The organism is Tenacibaculum sp. (genome assembly GCF_048269885.1).
GTDB lineage: Bacteria > Bacteroidota > Bacteroidia > Flavobacteriales > Flavobacteriaceae > Polaribacter.
This window is the reverse complement of the sequence record NZ_JBLWTZ010000020.1, coordinates 35,721-57,511: the sequence shown is the minus strand read 5'-3', so window position 1 is coordinate 57,511 and position 21,791 is coordinate 35,721. Positions and strand designations below refer to the sequence as shown.

Sequence of the window (21,791 nt, the reverse complement as noted above, 5' to 3'; positions counted from 1 at the left end):
ATAATTTAGTCTTTTGTATGTTTATCATGCACCTTTGTTGGTACATTCTCATTCCATAGGGTTAAAATATCTGTCGCTACGCTTGCTCCACTTCCTGCGGCTATCGCAAATTGACTTCTCCAACCAGCTAGTGTTCCACAAACATATAATCCTTCTCTAATTAAGTGGTTAAAGTTACGCAATTGAATTCTATCTTTCATAGCATTTGCACGCATATGTCGTTCTACATATTGTTCTAAACCAGCTATATCGAACGGTTTAGAGTAATTAAGTGCTATAACTACATTGTTGCTACGGTACTCTTTTTTATTTGTAACAACTTTATAAATATCTTCTTCTTCCAAAACAGCGATTACTTTCTCGTTATCTATTTGAGATACCTTTGGGTATAATTGTGTTAACTGCTCTTTCCCTTCTTCGAGAATGTCTTTTCCTAAAGTTCCTGGAGCAAGTCCAAGAACATTATTAAAAAGTGCATCTTGTAAATGAGAAGAACGCTGATGCATTATAATTCCTACTTTTTTGTTTTTTGCATACTCTTTAGCAAGTCCAGACCCTAAAACTAAAGCACATTGCATGCCTGATACTCCTCCTCCTACAATAAGTGTGTCAAAAATCATCTTAAGCTACTAACATTTTAAAATTAGCTGCAAATAGTTTTACTGCAATGGCCAATAAGACTACTCCAAATATTTTTCTAATAATATTAATTCCGTTAGGTCCAATAACTTTTTCAATTTTAGAAGAAGTCTTTAACACAATGTAAATGACAATTACATTTAACAAAACAGCTACTATTATATTCTCCAAATTAAATTCAGCTCGTAAAGAAAGTAATGTTGTTAAACTACCAGGACCAGCAATTAATGGAAAAGCCAAAGGAAAAACAGTCGCGCTTAGCGCTTCCTCATCATCTTCTTTATAAAGGGTTATTCCCAATATCATTTCTAACGCTAGAAAAAATAAGATAAAAGAACCAGCTACGGCAAATGAATGTACATCAATACCTATTAAATTTAATAGTCTCTGTCCTAAAAATAAAAACAAAATCATGATAAAACCTGCTATTACAGAAGCTTTTTCTGATTGAATGTGTCCTACTTTTTTACGTAAATCTATAATAATAGGAATGTTCCCTACAATATCAATTACCGCAAACAGTACCATAAAGGCTGTAAAAATTTCTTTGAAGTTAAAGTCCATAGTTGCTATATTTTCGCGTGCAAAATTATATAAGTAATATTACAATCTAGTATTTTTGCATTTAAATTTACGAGAAGTTAATATAAACTTCCAATATTAAAGACATTTTATGTTTCAATTAGGAAAAACCATCGTTTCTGAAGACCTTATAGAAAAAGAGTTTGTTTGTAACTTATCGGCATGTAAAGGTGCTTGTTGTATAGATGGGGATGCAGGTGCGCCTCTTGAAAAAGAAGAGACCGCAATTTTAGAAGAGATTTACCCAAGAATCAAACCTTTTTTACGAAAGGAAGGAATTGATGCTATTGAAAAACAAGGTACTTGGATTACTAGTGATTTTGGTGAACTAGAAACCCCTTTAATAAACGATGCTGATTGTGCTTATGTTATTTTTGATGATAAGGGTACCGCTTTATGCGCTATTGAAGAAGCATACAATCAAGGTATTGTAGATTGGAAAAAACCTGTTTCTTGCCATTTGTATCCTGTTCGTGTAAAGGATTATAGTGAATTTGCTGCCGTTAACTACCACAAATGGGAAATTTGTGATGATGCTTGTTCTTTAGGTAAAGAACTGCAAGTTCCTGTATACAAATTTGTAAAACAAGCTTTAATTAGAAAGTTTGGGCAAAACTGGTATGATGAACTTGAAAAAGTAGCTGAGAAACATTTAAAAAAATAATTTCATAAAACTAAAAAGCGATGCTAAATAGCATCGCTTTTTTATTAAAAACTCTTTTTAGTTTACAGTAAAACTCCAAACTTGTCCTATTGACTTCGCTCCCGAGTTGTCTTTAGTATTTATTTTCCAATAGTACGTTTTACCACTTACAACATCAACTTCTAAACTAGTAGTACTTAAGTTTTCTTCTTTTATTGTTGTTGGGTCTGCATCTTCTCCAAAATATACATCATAGGTTAATGTATCTCCAGTATTTGAGTCAGCTCCTTTCCATTGAAGAGTTATGGTAGTTCCAGATATCGTTCCTTCATCTTCTGGTTTTACTAATTCAGCTGTAAATGGTGCTGTATTAGTTTCTCCCTCGCCTTTAGTATAAAAAGCAAAGACCTCCGATGGATCTCCTTCTTTTCCTTTATTATCAACTGCTGTCACTCTCCAATAATGAGCGACTCCTTTATCTAAAGCGATAGTGATGTTCGACGCAACTGCGGTTTGAGTTTTAACAATATTTGTTAATTCTCTATTCGTTGCTATTTCAATTTTATAACTAATGTTGTCATTATTTGGATCTGTCGCATCGCTCCAATCAAAAGGAATGCTATTATCAATACATAATAAGTTTTGTGTGGGATATGTTAGGGTTACCTTGGTTGGCGCTTCATTAACAACTTCTCCACCGCCGCCACTACTACTTCCTCCTCCACAACTAAATAACAGTGCTGTTGAAAATAATCCTAGTGTTTTAAGTACTCTTTTCATTATTTTAATATTTTAAATGTGTTTGTTTCATCTGTTCCTAGTTTTAGGATATAAATTCCTGATTTAAACTTATCGAAAGGAATAGATAACTCATTACCTTGTTTGTTAATCTTGTTTTTTAATACAACTTTTCCTGTAACGTCATAAACCATAACCTCAATAGTTGAGGCAGCATCGTTAGGAACTAATAAGTCAATAGATTCTGAAACTGGGTTTTTCTTAAGGAAAATATTGTCGATAACTGTTTTAAATTTTCCTTCACATTCTTTTGCTGTTTTAACTTCTAAGATACCACTTCCTTGAACATTGATATCAAACGTTGAGTGATTAAATGTGTCTATTAAGTTTCCGTTTAAATATACATTATAAGGAGCTGTACCCGATGTAACATTTATTGTATACCCTTTCGCTACATTATTTTTAGCAACTTTTAATGAAACTGGACTTGTTTCTTTTATTTGAACTTCGAAACATTGCACATAATCGTCTCTATCATTCACCTTCACGCACACTTCATACGCACCAGGTACTAGGTTTGAAAATGTTATTGATTCTGTTGTTAATTGTTCAGATACTTCTGTTGAGGTTCCTTTTACAGTAACGGTATAACTTACAAAGGTTTGCTTAACGTTTACAGTGATTTTTCCGTCGTTTTCATCTGCACAGGTTTCTGATGTAGTTTGGATAGCAATATTATCTGCATTCTTATAACTAGTATCACAAACATCACCTACTCCATCTCCATTACCATCTGCTTGGTCGGCATTTGCTGTATTAGGACAGTTGTCTACATTATCCATTACACCGTCTCCATCGGTATCTTGGCAAGCATCTCCTATTCCATTATTATCTGCATCTACTTGATCTGGATTTGCTGTTGTTGGACAATTATCATTGACATCTAAAATACCATCTCCATCGGTATCTTGACAAACATCTCCTATTCCGTTTCCATCAGCATCTGCTTGGTCTGGATTTGCTGTATTAGGGCAGTTGTCTACTCCGTTTAACACACCGTCTCCATCTTCGTCTCCATTTACATCAAAAGTAAATTTCCCTGAGAAAACACCTCTACCATAAGTAGCTGCAAAAACAGTATTATCATCTCGCAAATCTAAATCTAAAACAGGAACATTACTCATTCCATTATAAGACTGTGTCCAAGTAGGCGAAACATCATTAAAATTACTCGTTTTCCAAACACCTAAATCTGTACCTATAATTACTTCATTTTTACTTAATGGGTTTTGTAATATTGCTTTTACTGGGATATCAGGCAAATTACCTTCTTTACTAACCCAATTTGCTCCTCCATCATTAGAATACCAAATGTTGTTTACACCATAATTATGCATTGTAACAAAAATTTGATTTTCTGTTTCACCAAACTCAATATCAGATACCGAACCAACAAAGTCAGGTCCTGTTATATTAGACCAAGTACCAGAACCTGAATCAGCGCCCTCTACTTTAAGAAGTTTTCCATTTTTTAATCCCACAAATAGTTTACTTGAAGTAGTTGTGTGAGGTGATACTCTTAATGCAGATGGTTCAGAATCCATTAATACATTTGTTAATAATGATTTTTCTACCAAACCGTCTACCAAGATATTTGAGTATCTTCTAATTGCTGAACTAAAAGATGATGATGAATAATTTGAATATAAAATATTCAAATTAGAGTCTAACTCTTCTTGATTTATAAAATCTCCATTACGAGCATTTTCATCGTTAATGGTTATTACTTTATCTGTTTTGTAGTCATACAGTATTATACTTTGGTTATAAACATAGTTCGCTATAAAATACTTATCCTTTCCATCGGTGTCAAAAAAACTGGCAGCACCATCACCTCCAGAGGCTCTTATTGAACTATTAATTCCTTCCGAAGCTTCTTGAACTAACTGGGTTCCATTATCTTGTGCTCCTGCTAAGAAATATTCTTTTCCTTCAAATGCTGTTGTTGGTGCTACTCCTAGGGTATAAAACTGTAGTGTATTATAATTGTTGTTTCTAGCATCTATTGTAGATCCTGAGTTATTAGAATAGTATACTCCTCCATCATTACCAAACACCATTCTACTAGAAGAGGCAAATGCCAAACCATGGTGATCAGCATGTACCAAAGAAACCCCTAGTGAGGATAATAAATTGTTATTTGACCATTTTGAAATTTGTTGCCAACTATCTGCTCCATTGGTAGATTTAAATAAATCTATTCCTCCAACATACAGTGTGTTTTCATCATTTGGGTCTACCTTTATTAACAAATCATAAAAAGCTTGTCCTCTGGTAAAATCATTCGCTTCTATATCAGTATCCGCATCATTTGGTAATGCTGTTTCATTAACTGTAGTAAAGCTATCTGTCGTTTTTAAAATTTTTACTGGAGCTTCAGAATCATTAATTTCTGCTAACACATATACCATTCCTGCATTAGAAGGTGATAATGCTATTTCCGTTCTAATTCCATTTTCAATAGAATGAACTAAACTAAAATTCTCTCCATCAGTCGACTTTAAAATTGCTCCTCCTCCATCTCCAAAAGTAAAGCTTCTTGTAGTACTCAAATAGATTGAGTTATCTGAGGCAATTTCTAAATTATTTGGTTCATAAGGATTTCCTCCTGATGTTTTTGGAAGGTTTATTTTGGTAAAGTCCGTACCGTTAATTGATTTGTAAACACCAATGCTATCTCCTCCTAATGAAATTCCTCCTGTATATCCTGCTTCTCCTGCTGCTATGTATACTTCAGATACTCCTGAGTTATTTCTTATTACAATATCGTTTATGTGTTGTATTCCTGGAACTATAGTCGAATTTGTCGCATCCTCTTTTAATTTTGTTAACGTTCCATTTACAGAACCTGTAGATAACTTAGTTATTATAGCATCCCCTATTTCTTGGTTTATCATTACTGCTGGAATGGTTACTGCTTCCGCTCCATCACCTGCAGCCATGTTAAAAGGAGTTGTATTTTCATTATTAACTATAATTACAGCCACTGCTCCTGCGTCTTGAGCATTTTTTGCTTTTGCTGAAAAATTACAGGTTCCTCTTCTAATAACGGCTATTTTCCCATTTAGTTCTGATGCATTTGTAATAGCTTCACAACCATTGTCAGTTGGAGCTATTCCATCATTTACTAAAATTAAATCTTGTGTTATTGGTGTTGTTATATCTCCTCCAAAGGCAGTTGTTAATACTGATATATAATCTCCTCCTATTTCGGCAGGTGAATTAACGGTTAGTTTAGAATTTGTATCTAAAAAGCTTTCACCTGTAACTCCTCCTAGCACTTTTGACCAAGAGTTTCCTCCATCTGTAGATTTCCATAAACCATCTCCATTCACATCTCCGTTTACATACGACTCTCCAGTTCCTACATAAAAGGTTTTTGAGTCATTTGGATCTCCAGCTATACATGATACTGCTAAGTTTTCAGGTATTCCTACGCGAACCCATTTAGAATCTGGGTTTGATATGTTTGTATTTTTCCACAAACCTCCACTAACTCCTCCTGCAAAAACAGTTTCATTCGTAGCATCATTTGGATCGAACAAAAGTGCTCGTGTTCTTCCTCCAACATTATCTGGTCCTCTTTCTACCCAAGCATTATCGGCATCACCAGGTACTTTTCGTCCAATTCTTCGTTTGTTTAATTCCTCTTGAAGTCTGTAAACATTTTCTTTGTGTGTTCTTCCTGTACTAGGATTGATTTCATTCAGGTATTTTTGCTCAAAATAAGCGTTCGGAGGCAGTCCTTGCGCTTTTCTTTTTTTCTTAGGAAGTTTTCCTGTTTTTTGAAAAGGATGTTCTTGCAACGTTTTTGCATGCTGTTTTCTTAGTTTATCAATTTCCGTTTCATTAGTAACGGAAACTTTAAAAACAACACCGCAGATAGCTATAATTAAAAAGCTAAAAAAAAGTATTTTTTTATTCATAATAAAGTAGTTGATGAGTACTATAACAGATAATTTTTACTTTACCCTAATTATTTTTAGCAATAATACATCAAACGACTTGTTTTTAAATAAAAAAACTAACTATTTAACACTTTCTAACTAATATTTCCCATTATTTTTCTGTGTAAACGAATAGCATACCCGTCTGATAAACCTGCAACATAGCTAGAAATTTGCATAATTCTATCGTATAAACCCTCTTTATCTTGTTGGTACTCTTTGGGTATTAAGTTTAAGACCAGCTTATCATAATTAGATTGTTCATTATCAAACTTATTGTTTAAAGCCGTTACAAAAACATCTAGAAGGTCTGCAATAATTTTATATCCTGCAACTTCTTTTTCAACAACCTCTTTGCTTCTGTAAATTTTATCGACGCTTATTTTAATGATATCATTAATCTGAGCTTCGTATTTACATTTGTCTAACAGCCCCTTATCGAACGTTCCATTCAAAATAGCGACTTCATTGTCTAAAAAGATCGTTACTGCTTCATTAATTAACACTCCTATAGCTAACGCTCGTAAATAACTTACACGGTCTTTAGTGTGCTGTAATGAATGGTATTTTTGACTATCAATCGTATCTTTTACCAACTTAATCATGTATTCTAAGGCATAATCTTCTTCAATTAACCCTAAATTGATTCCATCTTCAAAATCGATAATTGTGTAACAAATATCATCAGCTGCTTCTACTAGGTACGCTAAGGGGTGTCGGTAATAAGAAATTCCTTCAGCTTCTTTCTTCAATAATCCTAAATCTTGCACTACATCTAAAAAAGCGTCTTTTTCTGACTGAAAAAAGCCGTATTTCTTATCTACGATGTGTTTCGTTGGTTTCTTTGGTAGACTCTCTTTAGGATACTTTAAAAAAGCTCCTAGTGTTGCATACGATAAGCGTAAGCCTCCTTGAATTCCTTCTCTATTTTCTGTAAGAATTTTAAATCCGTTGGCGTTTCCTTCAAAATCTATTAAATCTTGGTACTCTAAATCGGTTAATTGATCTTTGTACTGAAGCCCCTTTCCTGTTTTAAAATACTCTCCAATAGCTTTCTCTCCTGAATGTCCGAATGGCGGATTTCCAATATCGTGCATTACCGATGCCGCAGCTACAATGGCTCCAAAATCGTTAAAAGTATAGCCTAGCTCTTTTAAATGAGGGTGGCGCTCTAACAATACTTTTCCTACACGTCTTCCTAAAGTTCTACCTACAACCGATACTTCTAAACTGTGGGTTAAACGAGTGTGGACGAAATCAGTTTTAGACAATGGAATTACCTGTGTTTTATCTTGTAGGCTGCGAAAAGCCGATGAAAATATAATTCTATCAAAATCTACCTCAAAACCTAAACGAGTTTCATCTTGTTTTGCACGTTCACGTTTTTGAGTATCACCAAAACGTTTTAAAGAAAGGAGTTGTTCCCAGTTCATCATTCGTAAATAAAATTTTGTCGAAAATACAAAATCTTTATCCTAAACCTAGTTTTTCTTCTACATCATATTCTCTAATAACCTCCTTATCAGACGCAGCTACTTCTAGCCATTCTGTAAAACTTTTCACCTTGTAATGCAAACATCCATCCATATAGTAAGCTAATGACCATTCATTATCCTTTTTCTCTTCATGAGTTAACCAACACCATGCTCCTCCATTTGAATCTTCAGACATTAAAGAAAGTAAACTTTCTGTCATAACCTTCTCCTCTCCTAAATAAACAGATTCGTTTAAAGTATTATGGTAATCGTATTCTTTATAAAAGCCTCCATTTTGGATACTATCTATATTTTGTACAAAAACCCAATCGCCTCCATCTCCAAAATATTTCAGAAATAGTTTATATGACTTTGGGAGTTTTAGATTTAACTTCTCTTCAATCACTTTAATTTCTTCATCAGTTAATGTTTTTCCAACATTCTCATGGTAATGGTAGTTTTCTAATAACCTAACTATACTTTTAGAAATTTGATGATTGTAATCAGTAGAATTCCTAAATTTATCTAGCAAACTCTTTGATTTACTCCTAACAGCTTTTTTCTTTTCTATTTTATCTGAATCAATTCTGTTATTCTTTCTTAAAATAACAACAGCTACGGAAAAAATGCCAAGAATTATAAAGTATTTTATCTCCATAGACCTTTAAAATACTAAAAAAGAGAAGCCTTTCGACTTCTCTTTATCACTTTTAATTTAATTGGTAATTTTCATTGCTAACAAAAATGAATTCACTTTGTTTTCAATGATTTTTTTTAAGATCCACACATTAAGCAATCGTCTGGGCCTGCATTTTTGGAAGCTTCAACCATCGCCTTAAACTCTTCAGGACTCATCGGTTTTTCGTCTTCTTTCTTTTCTACATTTAATGTGAATTGCTTCGCATTTACAGCAGACTTTGTACGTAAATAGTACATTCCTGTTTTTAATCCAGATTTCCAAGCATAGAAATGCATCGATGTTAACTTTGCATAGTCAGGATCTTTCATAAATAAATTTAACGATTGAGATTGATCGATAAAATATCCTCTATGGCGTGCCATATCAATAATATCTTTCATACTCATTTCCCAAACGGTTTTGTATAACTCTTTTAGCTCTTGCGGAATTATGTCAATATGTTGAATAGATCCGTTTGCACGCATAATATCTTCTTTCATATTGTTATCCCATAAACCTAATTCTACTAAGTCTTCTAGTAAATGTTTATTTACTACAATAAACTCTCCTGATAATACTCTACGTGTATAGATATTAGAGGTGTATGGCTCGAATGCTTCGTTGTTTCCTAAAATTTGAGAAGTAGATGCTGTAGGCATTGGTGCTACTAATAACGAGTTACGAACTCCATGTTTTTTTACATTCTTACGTAGTTTTTCCCAATCCCAACGACCACTTAATTCTTCATCTTTAATTCCCCACATATTGTGTTGGAATTCTCCTTCTGACATAGGAGAACCTTTAAAAGTTGAATAGGCTCCTTTCGCCTTAGCAACTTCCATTGATGAGGTTACAGCTGCAAAGTATAGGGTTTCAAAAATTTCTTGGTTAAGCTTCTTTGCTTCTTCTGAAGTAAATGGTAAACGTAACATGATAAAAGCATCTGCTAATCCTTGAATTCCTAATCCTACTGGGCGGTGGCGGAAATTTGAATTTTCTGCCTCTTTAACAGGATAGTAGTTACGATCGATTACTGTATCTAAATTACGAATTACTTTTTTAGTGACTTTAAATAACTTTTGATGATCGAAAAACTTATTTCCATTTTCGTCTTCAGCAACAAACATTGGTATTGCTATTGATGCTAAGTTACAGACAGCTACTTCATCTTCTGCCGTATACTCCATAATCTCAGTACATAAATTTGAAGAACGGATTGTTCCTAAGTTCTTTTGATTCGACTTACGGTTTGCAGCATCTTTATATAACATGTACGGCGTACCTGTTTCTATTTGTGATTCTAAGATTTTCTCCCATAAATCACGTGCTTTAATCGTTTTTCTTCCCTTTCCAGCAGCTTCATAACCTGTGTATAAACGTTCAAATTCTTCTCCATAAGTGTCGTATAAATGAGGGCACTCGTGTGGACACATCAACGTCCAATCAGCATCTTCCTGTACACGTTTCATGAATAAATCTGAAATCCACATTGCATAGAATAAATCACGCGCACGCATTTCTTCTTTACCATGGTTTTTCTTCAAGTCTAAAAAGTCAAAAATATCTGCATGCCAAGGCTCTAAATACATTGCAAAAGACCCCTTACGTTTTCCTCCTCCTTGATCTACATAGCGTGCTGTATCGTTAAATACGCGTAACATAGGTACAATTCCGTTTGAGGTTCCGTTAGTTCCTGCAATATAACTTCCTGTAGCACGGATATTGTGAATAGATAACCCGATACCTCCAGCTGATTGTGAAATTTTGGCTGTTTGTTTTAGGGTATCATAAATTCCATCAATACTATCGTCTTGCATTTGTAGTAAGAAACAAGATGACATTTGTGGTTTTGGTGTACCTGAATTGAATAATGTTGGTGTTGCATGGGTAAAATATTTTTTACTCATCAATTCGTATGTAGCAATTGCTTCGTCAATATCTTCTTTGTGAATACCTATAGCAACACGCATTAACATTTGTTGTGGACGCTCAACAATATTTCCGTTTAACTTTAATAAATAAGAGCGTTCTAATGTTTTAAAACCAAAATAATCGTAATTAAAATCACGACTGTAGATAATTGTTGAATCTAATTTATCGGCATTTTCCATGATGATTTTATATACATCATCTGCTAGTAAAGGAGCTTTATTTCCTGTACGTGGATTGATGTATTCGTACAAATCAGTCATTGTTTCTGAAAACGATTTTTTGGTATTCTTATGTAAGTTAGATACGGCAATTCTCGCTGCTAATTTTGCATAATCAGGATGTGCAGTTGTCATTGTTGCAGCAATCTCTGCTGCTAAATTATCTAATTCAGAAGTAGTTACCCCATCATACAGTCCTTCAATAACACGCATTGCTACTTTAACTGGATCAACAATATTGTTTAATCCGTAACACATTTTTCTAACCCTTGCTGTGATTTTATCGAACATCACTGGCTCTTTTCTGCCGTCTCTTTTTACTACATACATATTGATATTGGTTTTTTGTTGGTTAATAGCGTCGCCAAAACATAGTTGTTTATGGCAACATGTAAAATGTTAATACTAGTTTTGTTTCTTTTGAAACGATTATAACGCTAAAACACTGTAAAAAGTGCTATAACTGAGTAAATACTGCATGTAGGGGAAATAGCAGCTTATTGGTTCCTAAAAATCTGCATCAAAGCTGATGCTTCCTGTACCTCCGGATTTTACTCCAGCTTTTTGGTACTCTGATACTCTTTTTTCAAAGAAGTTTGTTTTCCCTTCCAAAGAAATCATTTCCATGAAATCAAATGGATTGGTAGACCCATATTCTTTTTCGCATTCGAATTCTAAAAGTAGTCTATCGGTAACATACTCTAAATATTGAGTCATTAACGTTGCATTCATTCCTATTAAACTCACAGGCAAAGACTCCGTTATAAATTCTCTTTCAATATCTAAAGCAGAAATTATAATTTCTCTAATTCTTTCTTTTGGTACTTTATTTACCAAATGGTTGTTGTGTAAGTGTACTGCAAAATCACAGTGCATACCCTCATCACGAGAAATTAACTCGTTAGAGAATGTTAATCCAGGTAAAAGTCCACGCTTTTTTAACCAGAAAATTGAACAGAAAGATCCTGAAAAGAAAATTCCTTCAACTGCTGCAAAAGCAATTAAACGCTCGGCAAACGAATCTGAATCAATCCATTTTAATGCCCAATCTGCTTTCTTTTTTATAGCTGGGAAAACTTCAATTGCTTTAAATAATCTATTTTTTTCCTCTTCATCTTTAATATACGTATCAATTAATAATGAATAGGTTTCAGAATGAATATTTTCCATCATTATTTGAAAACCATAAAAGAACTTTGCTTCTGAATATTGCACTTCATTTACAAAGTTTTCTGCTAGGTTTTCATTTACAATTCCATCAGATGCTGCAAAAAATGCTAAAACATGCTTAATAAAGTAGCGTTCATCGTCTGTTAATTTAGAGTTCCAATCGGTTAAGTCTGAATGCAAGTCAATTTCTTCAGCAGTCCAAAAACAAGCTTGTTGCTTTTTATACCATTCCCATAAATCGTTATGTTGAATTGGAAAAATTACAAATCTGTCTTTATTTTCTTGTAAAATTGGTTCAATCGATGCCATGCTTTTTAAGCTCTTTTTAGTGTGTTATTTTTTATTCCCTGAGATAGAAACAAAGATTGGAAAAATTGCTAAATTTTGAAAGCTATACTTATTCACAAATCCCTTGAAGTTTTTAACAAATCTTCTTTTCTCCTTCAATTTACATTTTTTTTAAGTTTTTACAAAAACTTAAAAATCAATACTTTAAAATTAAAAAAAACGCTTGATAAGTGATACTCACTGAGTTTCTTATTTTGTGTTTAAACATAAAAAAAGTGACACAAAATGCATCACTTTTTAAGTTTTTATTTGCTTCTTTTTAAGGGCTATTTTGTAACCTTTAAAACGTCTTCGATTATTTGTTCAATTTGTTTTTTAGGCAGTGCTCCATGTGCCATTTGAGGATCTTCTTTAGCAGGGCAGAACAACATAGAAGGAATGCTTCTTATTCCAAAAGCAGCAGCTAATTCTTGTTCAGCTTCTGTATCTATTTTATAAACATGTATTTTTCCTTCATATTCTACACTTAATTCTTCCAAAACAGGAGCTAATGCTTTACATGGTCCACACCAGTCAGCATAAAAATCAATTATTGCAGGTAATTCTCCTTCAAATTTCCATTCTTTATTTTCTTCATAGTTAAAAACTTTTTTTAAAAAAGCTTCTTTGTTTAAGTTTTCAGTCATGCTTATTCATATTATAATTATGTAAAGGTAGTCGTTTTTATTTCAATAGGTTTACAGGGGCTTTTTTGTTAAAATCATCTTAAAATAAATGACTATGAGTGTTTTTCTTCTAAATTTGGTCTAATTAACCAATTTTTTAATCATGAGAAAAATCCTTCTTCCCATTATTTGTGCAGGAACAATTTTAGTTTCTTGCAAAGAAGAAAAGCAACCTAAAAAAAATATTAGTGTGAACTATCCAGAAACAACTAAAAAACCTGTTGTAGATGAATATTTTGGTACCAAAGTAACTGATAACTATCGTTGGTTAGAAGACGATAGAAGTGCTGAAACTGAAGCTTGGGTAAAAGCTGAGAACGAAGTTACTTTCGATTACTTAAACAAAATTCCATACCGTGAACAGTTAAAAAATCGTTTATCAGAGCTATGGAACTACGAAAAGGTAGGAACTCCGTTTAAAGAAGGTGACTATACCTATTTTTATAAAAACAACGGATTACAAAACCAATATGTTTTATATAGAAAAGATAAAGAAGGGAAAGAAGAGATTTTCTTAGACCCTAATACATTTGCTGAAGATGGAACAACATCGTTAGGTTCAGTAAGTTTTACCAAAGACGGAAAAACCGTTGCTTATGCTATTTCTGAAGGAGGAAGTGATTGGAGAAAGGTTATTATAATGGATGCTGAAACTAAAGAAATAAAAGAAGATACTTTAGTAGATGTAAAATTTTCTGGAATAGCTTGGAAAGGAAATGAAGGATTTTACTATTCTAGTTATGACAAACCTAAAGGAAGTGAATTGTCTGCCAAAACAGATCAACATAAATTATACTTCCATAAGTTAGGAACTCCTCAAAGTTCTGACGAAGTTATTTTTGGAGCCACTTCAGCAGAAAAACATCGTTATGTGGGTGGATACTTAACAGAAGACAACAAATACTTATTAGTTTCTGCTTCAACCTCAACTTCAGGAAATAAGTTATTTATTAAAGACCTCACTGACCCTAACAGTAAGTTAACTCCTATTATTGACAATTTTGATAGCGATACGGGGGTAATAGACAGTAGAGGTAGTAAATTATACTTAGTTACTAACTTGAATGCTCCTAACAAAAAGATTGTTACTGTTGATGCTGCAAACCCAACACCAGAAAACTGGGTAGATTTTATCCCTGAAACTGAAAATGTATTATCTCCATCAACAGGAGCTGGATACTTCTTTGCTAAATATATGGTAGATGCTGTTTCAAAAGTAGTACAATATGATTTTGACGGGAAACTAATTCGAGAAGTAAAATTACCAGGTGTAGGTTCTGCAGGTGGTTTTGGAGGAAAAGCAGAGGCAAAAGAATTATACTTCTCTTTTACCAACTACAATACTCCAAGCTCTTCATATAAGTTCAACCCAGAAGATGGAACTTATGAATTATACTGGAAACCTGCTATTTCTTTCAACGCAGATGACTATGAAAGTAAGCAAGTATTTTATACATCAAAAGATGGAACAAAAGTTCCTATGATTATTACCTATAAAAAAGGATTAGAGTTAAACGGTAAAAACCCTACTATTTTATATGGTTATGGCGGATTCAATGTAAGCTTAACTCCAAGTTTTAGTATTGCCAATGCGGTTTGGATGGAACAAGGTGGTGTATATGCTGTACCAAACTTACGTGGTGGTGGTGAATATGGTAAAAAATGGCACAACGCAGGGACACAGTTAAAAAAGCAAAATGTTTTTGACGATTTTATTGCTGCTGCTGAATACCTAATCAAAGAAAACTATACTTCTTCTGATTACTTAGCTATTAGAGGAGGATCAAACGGAGGTTTATTAGTAGGAGCTACAATGACACAACGTCCTGATTTAATGAAGGTAGCTTTGCCTGCTGTAGGCGTATTAGATATGTTACGTTACCACACATTTACAGCTGGAGCTGGTTGGGCGTATGACTACGGAACTTCTGAACAAAGCAAAGAAATGTTTGAATACTTAAAAGGATATTCACCAGTACACAATGTAAAAGAAGGTACTCAATATCCTGCAACTATGGTAACTACTGGTGATCATGATGATCGTGTAGTACCAGCTCATAGTTTTAAATTTGCTGCTGAATTACAAGAGAAACAACAAGGAGACAACCCTGTATTAATTAGAATTGAAACCAATGCGGGTCATGGAGCAGGAACTCCTGTAGCAAAAACTATTGAACAGTATGCTGATATTTTTGGATTTACTTTATTTAACATGGGATTTGAAACATTACCAAATGCTCCAAAATCGAAAATAAAAAGTTAAAAACTGTAACATTTTTATAAAAACAGACTCTTATTAGAGTAAATTTACTACCTCGGGACAAAATCTCGAGGTAGTTTGTTAAAATTAAGATTCATTCAAAAAACATTAAAAATGAAAACCATTCACAAAATGCTGTTTACTACTGCCGTTGCTTCTTTAGGAGTTATTGCATGTAAAACAGACAAAAAGCCTGAAGAAAAAGTACAGGCAATTGTTTTAGAAAACATGGATACTTCGGTTAAACCTACCGATGATTTCTTTAGATATGTTAACGGTTCTTGGATTGATAACACTGAAATTCCTGCTGACGAAACTTCTTGGGGAGGATTTAATCAGTTGAGAAAAACCACAACCAAAGATGTATTAGCTATCTTAAACAAAGCTATTGAAGAAGGTAATTTCCCTAAAGTAAAAGATGCTGAAGGAAACGAAATAGATTCTGATCAAGAAAAAGCGGTAAACTACTATGAAACTATCATGGATACCGTAGCTAGAAATAAAGCGGGTAAAGCACCTGTACAACCTTTTCTTCAAAAAATTGAAGAAATTAAAGACTTAAACGACGTACAAACTTTTATTACCAACATGGCTCCTTATGGAGGTGCTGGTTTTTATGGTTTTGGAGTGTTTAACGACCTTAAAAATAGTAGTATGAATGCGGGTTATATGGGAGCTGGCGGACTTGGTTTATCAAGAGATTACTACGTGGATGAAAAAGTAAAAGACAAACTTGAAAAATATGAGGTATTTGTAGCTAAAATGTTACAAGAGTTTGGTGATGATGAAGCTACAGCAAAAAAGAATGCAGCGACTATTGTTGCTTTTGAAAAAAGTTTGGCTGAGCCTAGAATGACAAAAGAAGAACGTAGAGATACGCGTAAAATTTACAACCCAATGACCCTTGCTGAATTGGCTGAATTAGCTCCTGTAATTGATTGGGAAGCTCATTTAAAAGGAATTGGTGTTGATAGTATTGATAAAATTATTGTTACAGATCCTGGGTATTTCAAAGCAATGAATGAAATCCTTAAGAACAGCCCTATTGAAACTGTTAAATTATCATTACGTTGGAACGCTATTAACAACTCTTTAGGTTTATTATCTACTGATTTAGAAAAAGCTAATTGGGAATTTTATAGCAAAGATATGCGTGGCGCGAAACAACAACGTCCAAGAGACGAGCGTGCTTTAGCTAATTTAAACGGCGCTATTGGTGAAGCTTTAGGTAAGTTATATGTAGATGAAAAATTTCCTCCTGAAGCGAAGCAAAAAGCTAAGGAAATGATTGATAACGTAATGTTAGGTTTTGAAAAACGCATTGCGCAATTACCTTGGATGAGTGCTGAAACTAAAGAAAAAGCTTTAGAGAAATTACACAAATTAACTGTTAAAATTGCGTATCCTGATAAATGGAAAGACTACTCAACTTTACTTGTTAAAGGATTAGACGAAGGGGGTACGTATTTTGACAACGCGGTTAATGTTCGTAAGTGGAACTTTGAAAAAGATATGGCTAAATTAGGTAAAGAAGTAGATAGAACTGAATGGGGAATGTCTCCTCAAACTGTAAATGCTTACTTTAATCCTGTAAACAATGAAATTGTATTTCCAGCCGCAATTTTACAACCTCCTTTCTATAACTATAAGGCTGATGAAGCTGTAAACTATGGAGGAATTGGAGCAGTTATTGGACACGAAATTTCACACAGTTTTGATGATTCTGGAGCTCGTTTTGACGGTGATGGAAACTTAAAAAACTGGTGGACAGAAGAAGATGCTGAAAAGTTTAAAGAAGTTGGTTCAAAGTTAATCAAACAATTTAGTGATATTGTTGCTATTGATAGTATGAACTTAAATGGTGAGTTTACTTTAGGTGAAAATATTGGTGATTTAGGTGGTGTACAAGCTGCTTATGAAGGATTACAAATTTTCTTAGAAAAGAATGGGCGTCCAGAAAAAATTGACGGATTTACACCAGAACAGCGTTTCTTCCTTTCTTGGGGAACTATTTGGAGAACAAAAATGCGTGATGAAGCGTTAAAAAACCGAATTATGACAGATACACATGCACCTGGAATGTACAGAGCTTATATGCCTCTTAAAAACGTAGATGCCTTTTATGAAGCATTTGATGTTAAAGAAGGAGACAAAATGTACTTAAAACCAGAAGATCGTGTAAGAATTTGGTAAATTCAATTAAAAAATAAGTACCTTTAAACCAGTGTATATACACTGGTTTTTTGTTTTCCAAAAATTAACAACAAGTTTTGTATATTCCAAAAAATAGTAAGTAATTCGCCCTCCTTAATTTTTAATAGAATGAGATTAATTGGAAGGATTGAAAAAATATCCTTTTTAAACTGGGAAATAGAAGATTTACCTGTAAAGATTGATACAGGAGCCTATACTTCTGCAATACATTGTAAGCATATTGAAGAAAAAGACGGTGTGTTAGAGTTTATATTACTCTGCCCAAAAACAGAAAAATATAATAATAAATTGCTTCAAACAAAAAAGTATAAAGTAAAAAGCATAAGAAGCTCAAACGGAAAGAAACAAAAAAGATATGTTGTTTCTACATCCGCTATTTTTTATGGTAAAAAATACAAAATAAAGCTATCGTTATCAGATAGAGGTAAAATGAATTATCCAGTATTAATTGGTAGAAAATTTTTAAACAAAAAATTTATTGTGGACGTTTCACAAAAAAACATCACATCAAAAGAAATATAAAAAATGAAAATTGTTGTTCTTTCTAGAAACCCTAAATTATATTCAACCAAACGCTTAGTAGAAGCAGGCGAAAAAAGAGGTCATGAAATGGTCGTATTAGACCATACCAAATGTGATCTTATTATCGAAAAAAGAAAGCCTGCAATAGTATACAACCATGAGCTTGTAACCGATGTTGATGCCATTATACCTCGTATTGGTGCTTCCGTTACTTTTTATGGTACTGCTGTTGTGCGTCAATTCGAAATGATGAAAGTTTTTTCTGCAGTAGAATCTCAAGCTTTGGTACGCTCAAGAGATAAACTAAGTAGTTTACAGGTACTTTCGAGAGCAAATTTAGGACTTCCAAAAACGGTTTTTACCAATTATTCGAAAGATACTTCAGAAATTATAAAAAAAGTAGGTGGAGCTCCTTTGATTGTTAAACTTTTAGAAGGCACACAAGGTTTAGGTGTTGTTTTAGCCGAAACCCGAAAAGCTGCCGAATCTGTTATTGAAGCTTTTAACGGATTACAGGCTCGGGTCATTGTTCAAGAATACATTAAAGAAGCTAAAGGAGCTGATATTCGTGCTTTTGTGGTAGATGGTGTGGTTGTAGGTGCTATGAAGCGCCAGGGAAAAGAAGGTGAATTTAGATCTAACTTGCACAGAGGAGGAACTTCAGAAATTATAGAGTTAACTGATGAAGAAGAAAATGCAGCTTTAAAAGCTGTAAAAGCAATGAAATTAGGTATTGCTGGTGTAGACATGTTACAGTCTGATAGAGGTCCCTTAATTTTAGAAGTTAATTCTTCTCCTGGTTTAGAAGGCATAGAAAAAGCCACAGGAAAAGATATAGCAAAAAGTATTATACGCTACGTAGAAAGAAATGCTTAAAACAAAACCGATACTCTTTTGTATCGGTTTTTTGTTTCTTACTAAAGAGTTACTTTTGTAGCCATGCTACAGGTAAATAATATTTCATTCACATATTCATCTAAAGAAAACACCTTAGAAAACATCCATTTTACACTTCAAAAAGGAGAACACTTATGTGTAATGGGAGAAAGCGGTTGTGGAAAATCTACACTTTTAAAAATTGTTTATGGCTTACTTGATGTTGATAAAGGAGATTTATATTGGAATGGTACTCAAATTTTGGGTCCTCAACACCATTTAGTTCCTGGAATGGCATTTTTTAAATATGTAGCACAAGATTTTGATTTAATGCCTTTTACCTCAGTAAGTGAAAACATAAAAAAGTTTTTATCTCGTTTTTACCCCAAAGAAGCAGAAGAAAGAACAGAAGAACTTCTTGATGTTATTGAAATGACTGAGTTAGCTAACGAAAAAGTTAAAAATTTAAGTGGCGGGCAACAACAACGAGTTGCTATTGCTAGGGCTTTGGCCAAAGAACCTGAATTATTATTGTTAGATGAACCTTTTAGTCAAATAGATAATTTTAAAAAAAACTCGTTAAGAAGACGCTTGTTTTCTTATTTAAAAAAGAAAAATATTGCTTGCATCGTAGCAACTCACGACGGAAATGATGCACTTTCTTTTGCTGATACTCTGATGGTAATTCGCAACAACCAAATCATTGCGCATGACAGTCCAGCAAATTTATATAAAACCCCAAAAGAAAAATATATCGCTTCTTTATTTGATGATGTAAATGAACTTACCATTAACAAACAAACACTACTGCTATATCCTAATTTGCTTGAGATTACCAAAGAACCTTCAAAACTAGAAGGAACGGTGCTAAAATCTTATTTTAAGGGAAGCCATTGGTTGATAGAAGTTGCTTATAACAACCAATCTATTTTTATACATCACTCTGAAAATATTGAGCATAAAAAAACAGTCCCTTTTAAGTTAAAAGAGACTGTTTAAACCAATAATAACTATCTCAATAATTATTACTCAACTATCTTAAAATAAATTACTTTCTTAAAAAAATACACCCTTACCGTCTAAACACCAAAAGATAAAAGTGTATTATAGCTTCTTCTTCTATTCTGGTTATAACAACCTTTCCTGAATGTAAAACAAGTAACTTTTATTTTACCCTACCTTTTTCTTTAAAAAATTTTTTTGATGGTGTTTTTTGCTCCATTAAACTCAAAAGATTCTCCTTCTTTTTTCCCTAAAATTAACTTCCCAATGGGTGAAGATGAAGATATGGCGAAGTATTTTTTATTTGCAAAAGTTAGCAAGCCTACGCTCACACTAATAAAGTAGTTTATAGTTGAAGTAGTTATAACCACACTACCCAAATGAGCCGTTTTTGAAGTTGTTTTTGTATTAATTTTAGCTAGTGTTTCTTTCATTTGAGCTATTCCACTAAGTTGTTGACCTGCTTTTTCCATTTCTAACTGTAGCATTGCCCTTCCTGTTTCGTGCTTATCTCCTGCAGAACTTTTTGTTTCAGATAGTAAGGCTTTCTGATGAGAAGAAATGGTTTCTTCCACCGTTTGTAAGCGTTTGTTTACATACAACTCACATTGTTTGTATAGCTCTTCTTTAATATTCATTTCTTAATATCTCTAAGCACTTTTAATTTACAAGTTCTGCCAACTCCTTTCCTACTAAACTCCCAATAGCTACTCCCATTCCGCCTAACCGTACACCACAAAAAACATTATTTGAAAGCTGTGTTACAATCGCTTTTTTCTGGTTTCCAACCCCCATAATTCCACTCCAACGATGTTCTATTTCGACTTTATTATTCGGTAAAATTGTCGTTTTTAAAATTTCTTCTAATTTATTTTGGATAAGCGATGTTTGTCCAAACTCGGTAGTTTCTTCTCTTTTTAAATCAAGGTTTCTTCCTCCTCCAAATAAAATTCTATCATCAATATTTCTAAAATAATAATACCCTTTATCTAGGTGAAAGGTTCCTTTAATATGTAGATTTTTAATGGGCTTGGTAATTAAAACTTGGGCCCTTGCTGGTTGTACATCTTCTTTTAAGAGCTGGTTTGCAAATCCGTTAGTAGCTACAAATAATTTGTGTGTGCTAAATGTAATTTTATTCGTTTTTACTACAACTCGCTCATTGTTTTCAAAAAAGTTTTCAACCTGAATATTGTTGATAATTTTTATCTTTGAAGACTGTACTTTTTCTAACAACTTTGCAGCCATTTTACCAGTATCTATCTGTCCTTCAAATTGATTTGTTATATAATGTTGATGGATGTTTTTAAAGTTAAATTCATTAGGTGCTACTGTAAAAACATCTGAAGAAAATAACGGTTTCAAAAGCTTGTTTATAGCCTCCTTTTTATTTAAACACGATTCATATAATTCGGTTGTTAAAAACAATTCAAATCCTTTATGCTGTTGAAAGTCGATATTCTTATCACCTAATGTCGTTCTTAAAAGCTGTAACCCTTCCCAACGTTTTTTTACCAAATTAAAAACCTCTTCTTCAGTATGTGTTTTTAAATCGTCTATTAGTTCTGATAAACTTCCAAAACAAGCAAAACCTGCATTTTTAGTACTGGCTCCTTGCGGTAGTATTCCTTTTTCTAGCACTAAAATTTTTGCTTTTGGATATTTTTTCCGCAACTGCAACGCACAATTTAATCCCACAATACCGCTTCCTACTACAGTAAAATCAACTTTTGAAAACCATTCTTTTAATTCCCAGTAACTGAAACTCAATATCATATAAATCTGATTATATTTGTGACTTGGCACATTCCTTGAATGCCT

At 33.3% G+C, this 21,791-nt stretch carries 17 protein-coding genes; 6 read left to right on the top strand and 11 right to left on the bottom strand.

The window, feature by feature from the left end; all coding sequences use genetic code 11:
- Nucleotides 1–5: 5 nt before the first annotated feature.
- Together ACN0WY_RS14180 and ACN0WY_RS14175 are read right to left on the bottom strand one after the other, a co-directional pair.
- Entirely contained in the window at nt 6–620 is a 615-nt protein-coding gene (locus ACN0WY_RS14180; protein WP_330487752.1) for an FAD-dependent oxidoreductase, read from the bottom strand.
- Between the two features lies 1 nt (nt 621).
- Entirely contained in the window at nt 622–1,203 is a 582-nt protein-coding gene (locus tag ACN0WY_RS14175) for a MarC family protein (RefSeq protein ID WP_330487751.1), read from the bottom strand.
- 109 nt (nt 1,204–1,312) lie between these two features.
- Here ACN0WY_RS14175 and ACN0WY_RS14170 point away from each other — a divergent pair, with 109 nt between their 5' ends.
- The gene (locus ACN0WY_RS14170; protein WP_330487750.1) at nt 1,313–1,885 is read left to right on the top strand and encodes a DUF3109 family protein; all 573 of its coding nucleotides are present in this window, start codon (nt 1,313–1,315) and stop codon (nt 1,883–1,885) included.
- A gap of 57 nt (nt 1,886–1,942) precedes the next feature.
- Here the strand turns inward: ACN0WY_RS14170 and ACN0WY_RS14165 are convergent, their stop codons facing one another.
- The 7 genes from ACN0WY_RS14165 to trxA form a co-directional block, all read right to left on the bottom strand.
- Nucleotides 1,943–2,644, bottom strand: a complete 702-nt coding sequence (locus tag ACN0WY_RS14165) for a hypothetical protein (RefSeq protein WP_330487749.1) — start codon at nt 2,642–2,644, stop codon at nt 1,943–1,945.
- Nucleotides 2,644–6,588 (bottom strand): thrombospondin type 3 repeat-containing protein, encoded by a 3,945-nt coding sequence (locus tag ACN0WY_RS14160; RefSeq protein WP_417800780.1) that lies wholly within the window; start codon nt 6,586–6,588, stop codon nt 2,644–2,646. The genes ACN0WY_RS14165 and ACN0WY_RS14160 overlap by 1 nt, the downstream gene beginning before the upstream one ends.
- Before the next feature lie 116 nt (nt 6,589–6,704).
- Nucleotides 6,705–8,042: a deoxyguanosinetriphosphate triphosphohydrolase gene (locus ACN0WY_RS14155; RefSeq protein WP_417800786.1), complete on the bottom strand. Its 1,338-nt coding sequence runs from the start codon at nt 8,040–8,042 to the stop codon at nt 6,705–6,707.
- Between the two features lie 37 nt (nt 8,043–8,079).
- Nucleotides 8,080–8,742, bottom strand: coding sequence for an SMI1/KNR4 family protein (locus tag ACN0WY_RS14150; protein WP_417800779.1), 663 nt, complete (start codon nt 8,740–8,742; stop codon nt 8,080–8,082).
- Nucleotides 8,743–8,858: 116 nt separating this feature from the next.
- Nucleotides 8,859–11,243 carry a ribonucleoside-diphosphate reductase subunit alpha gene (locus tag ACN0WY_RS14145; RefSeq protein ID WP_330487746.1) on the bottom strand — a complete coding sequence of 795 codons (2,385 nt, stop codon included), beginning with the start codon at nt 11,241–11,243 and terminating at the stop codon, nt 8,859–8,861.
- A 177-nt stretch (nt 11,244–11,420) separates the two neighbouring features.
- Nucleotides 11,421–12,392 carry a ribonucleotide-diphosphate reductase subunit beta gene (locus tag ACN0WY_RS14140; protein ID WP_330487745.1) on the bottom strand — a complete coding sequence of 324 codons (972 nt, stop codon included), beginning with the start codon at nt 12,390–12,392 and terminating at the stop codon, nt 11,421–11,423.
- Nucleotides 12,393–12,697: 305 nt separating this feature from the next.
- A complete protein-coding gene (gene trxA / locus ACN0WY_RS14135; RefSeq protein ID WP_417800778.1) occupies nt 12,698–13,057 on the bottom strand; it encodes a thioredoxin in 360 nt (119 codons plus the stop codon).
- A gap of 142 nt (nt 13,058–13,199) precedes the next feature.
- Here trxA and ACN0WY_RS14130 point away from each other — a divergent pair, with 142 nt between their 5' ends.
- The 5 genes from ACN0WY_RS14130 (at nt 13,200) to ACN0WY_RS14110 (ending at nt 19,967) form a co-directional block, all read left to right on the top strand.
- Nucleotides 13,200–15,359 (top strand): prolyl oligopeptidase family serine peptidase, encoded by a 2,160-nt coding sequence (locus ACN0WY_RS14130; protein WP_417800777.1) that lies wholly within the window; start codon nt 13,200–13,202, stop codon nt 15,357–15,359.
- Between the two features lie 111 nt (nt 15,360–15,470).
- Nucleotides 15,471–17,549, top strand: coding sequence for a M13 family metallopeptidase (locus ACN0WY_RS14125; RefSeq protein ID WP_417800776.1), 2,079 nt, complete (start codon nt 15,471–15,473; stop codon nt 17,547–17,549).
- A gap of 129 nt (nt 17,550–17,678) precedes the next feature.
- On the top strand, nt 17,679–18,092 hold the full coding sequence (locus tag ACN0WY_RS14120; RefSeq protein ID WP_330487740.1) for an ATP-dependent zinc protease: 414 nt from the start codon (nt 17,679–17,681) through the stop codon (nt 18,090–18,092).
- Between the two features lie 3 nt (nt 18,093–18,095).
- Nucleotides 18,096–18,968, top strand: coding sequence for a 30S ribosomal protein S6--L-glutamate ligase (rimK, locus tag ACN0WY_RS14115; protein WP_330487739.1), 873 nt, complete (start codon nt 18,096–18,098; stop codon nt 18,966–18,968).
- Between the two features lie 63 nt (nt 18,969–19,031).
- Nucleotides 19,032–19,967, top strand: a complete 936-nt coding sequence (locus tag ACN0WY_RS14110; RefSeq protein WP_330487738.1) for an ABC transporter ATP-binding protein — start codon at nt 19,032–19,034, stop codon at nt 19,965–19,967.
- A gap of 188 nt (nt 19,968–20,155) precedes the next feature.
- Here the strand turns inward: ACN0WY_RS14110 and ACN0WY_RS14105 are convergent, their stop codons facing one another.
- Complete coding sequence (locus tag ACN0WY_RS14105; RefSeq protein ID WP_417800775.1) at nt 20,156–20,608, bottom strand: 3-oxoacyl-ACP synthase; 453 nt, start codon at nt 20,606–20,608, stop codon at nt 20,156–20,158.
- Nucleotides 20,609–20,630: 22 nt separating this feature from the next.
- Nucleotides 20,631–21,740 carry an NAD(P)/FAD-dependent oxidoreductase gene (locus ACN0WY_RS14100; protein ID WP_417800785.1) on the bottom strand — a complete coding sequence of 370 codons (1,110 nt, stop codon included), beginning with the start codon at nt 21,738–21,740 and terminating at the stop codon, nt 20,631–20,633.
- Nucleotides 21,741–21,791: the final 51 nt, after the last annotated feature.

What these genes read in the sequence shown, in the direction of transcription:
- ACN0WY_RS14180 (WP_330487752.1), bottom strand. Translation starts at nt 620, where the DNA reads ATGATTTTTGACACACTTATTGTAGGAGGAGGAGTATCAGGCATGCAA.
- ACN0WY_RS14175 (WP_330487751.1), bottom strand. Translation starts at nt 1,203, where the DNA reads ATGGACTTTAACTTCAAAGAAATTTTTACAGCCTTTATGGTACTGTTT.
- ACN0WY_RS14170 (WP_330487750.1), top strand. Translation starts at nt 1,313, where the DNA reads ATGTTTCAATTAGGAAAAACCATCGTTTCTGAAGACCTTATAGAAAAA.
- ACN0WY_RS14165 (WP_330487749.1), bottom strand. Translation starts at nt 2,644, where the DNA reads ATGAAAAGAGTACTTAAAACACTAGGATTATTTTCAACAGCACTGTTA.
- ACN0WY_RS14160 (WP_417800780.1), bottom strand. Translation starts at nt 6,588, where the DNA reads ATGAATAAAAAAATACTTTTTTTTAGCTTTTTAATTATAGCTATCTGC.
- ACN0WY_RS14155 (WP_417800786.1), bottom strand. Translation starts at nt 8,042, where the DNA reads ATGAACTGGGAACAACTCCTTTCTTTAAAACGTTTTGGTGATACTCAA.
- ACN0WY_RS14150 (WP_417800779.1), bottom strand. Translation starts at nt 8,742, where the DNA reads ATGGAGATAAAATACTTTATAATTCTTGGCATTTTTTCCGTAGCTGTT.
- ACN0WY_RS14145 (WP_330487746.1), bottom strand. Translation starts at nt 11,243, where the DNA reads ATGTATGTAGTAAAAAGAGACGGCAGAAAAGAGCCAGTGATGTTCGAT.
- ACN0WY_RS14140 (WP_330487745.1), bottom strand. Translation starts at nt 12,392, where the DNA reads ATGGCATCGATTGAACCAATTTTACAAGAAAATAAAGACAGATTTGTA.
- trxA (WP_417800778.1), bottom strand. Translation starts at nt 13,057, where the DNA reads ATGACTGAAAACTTAAACAAAGAAGCTTTTTTAAAAAAAGTTTTTAAC.
- ACN0WY_RS14130 (WP_417800777.1), top strand. Translation starts at nt 13,200, where the DNA reads ATGAGAAAAATCCTTCTTCCCATTATTTGTGCAGGAACAATTTTAGTT.
- ACN0WY_RS14125 (WP_417800776.1), top strand. Translation starts at nt 15,471, where the DNA reads ATGAAAACCATTCACAAAATGCTGTTTACTACTGCCGTTGCTTCTTTA.
- ACN0WY_RS14120 (WP_330487740.1), top strand. Translation starts at nt 17,679, where the DNA reads ATGAGATTAATTGGAAGGATTGAAAAAATATCCTTTTTAAACTGGGAA.
- rimK (WP_330487739.1), top strand. Translation starts at nt 18,096, where the DNA reads ATGAAAATTGTTGTTCTTTCTAGAAACCCTAAATTATATTCAACCAAA.
- ACN0WY_RS14110 (WP_330487738.1), top strand. Translation starts at nt 19,032, where the DNA reads ATGCTACAGGTAAATAATATTTCATTCACATATTCATCTAAAGAAAAC.
- ACN0WY_RS14105 (WP_417800775.1), bottom strand. Translation starts at nt 20,608, where the DNA reads ATGAATATTAAAGAAGAGCTATACAAACAATGTGAGTTGTATGTAAAC.